This is a genomic window from Actinomadura formosensis NBRC 14204 (assembly GCF_001552155.1).
Classification (GTDB): Bacteria; Actinomycetota; Actinomycetes; order Streptosporangiales; family Streptosporangiaceae; genus Spirillospora; species Spirillospora formosensis.
The window spans coordinates 1-1029 of sequence record NZ_BCQQ01000310.1; the positions used below are offsets into that span (position 1 = coordinate 1).

Here is a 1029-nt window from a genome sequence, read left to right on the forward strand (position 1 = left end):
CTAGGGCCTGTTTAGAAAGTCCTGGTTCGGGCGGCATGGCGCACCTGGAGACGAGTGAGGTCTCCGGTAGATGGATCAACGACCAAGAAGACCATCACCACCGGAGACCTCGTGCTCAGCGTACCGATCGGAGCCCGTAAAGATCTGACGGACCGGCAATGGCGGGTCCTGGAGCCGCTTTTGCCGGCCGGGTGCGGACGTGGCCGGCCGCCCAAATGGTCGCGCAGGCAGCTGGTGGACGGCGTCCGGTGGCGGACCCGGGTCGGTGCGCCGTGGCGTGACGTGCCCGAGCGCTACGGGCACTGGCAGTCGGTCTACCGGCTGTTCCGCTGCTTCCAGCGCGCCGGGGTATGGCCGCTGGTGTGGGCGAAGCTGATGGCGTTCGCCGATGCCTCCGGGCTGGTCGTGTGGAATGTGTCGGTGGACTCGACCATCAACCGGGCCCATCAGCACGCCGCGGGCGCCCGCCATGACGTCGGCGGGCAGGTCGAGCCGCCCGGAGACGAACCGCCCGATCACGGGCTGGGACGTTCACGCGGCGGCCGCACCACCAAGATCCATCTGGCGTGCGAGCAGGGCCGCAAGCCGATGTCGGTGCTGATCACCGCTGGTCAGCGTGGGGACAGCCCGCAGTTCCGGCCGGTGCTGGAGCGGGTCCGCATCGCCCGGTCCGGGCGCGGACGGCCGCGCACCCGCCCGGACCGGGTTCTGGGCGACAAGGCCTACTCCTCCAAGGCCAACCGCGCCTATCTGCGCCGTCGCGGGATTGCGGCCACCATCCCGGTGAAGGCCGACCAGCAGGCCAACCGCAAGGCCAAGGGCTCGGCCGGCGGACGCCCGCCGGTGTTCGACCCGGCCGCCTACCGGCTCCGCCACTCCGTGGAATGCGGCATCAACCTGCTGAAACAGCACCGGGCGGTCGCGACCCGGTATGACAAGCTCGCCGTCCGCTACCAGGCCACCATTGAGATCGCCGTGATCGACATCTGGCTCCGAGCCATCACCAAGATCACTTACTAAACAGGCCCT

At 69.1% G+C, this 1029-nt stretch carries 1 protein-coding gene; it reads left to right on the top strand.

Annotated elements, in window-relative coordinates; translation table 11 throughout:
• Nucleotides 1-111: 111 nt before the first annotated feature.
• Nucleotides 112-1020: an IS5 family transposase gene (locus tag AF1_RS32685; RefSeq protein ID WP_067808234.1), complete on the top strand. Its 909-nt coding sequence runs from the start codon at nt 112-114 to the stop codon at nt 1018-1020.
• Nucleotides 1021-1029 lie beyond the last annotated feature (9 nt).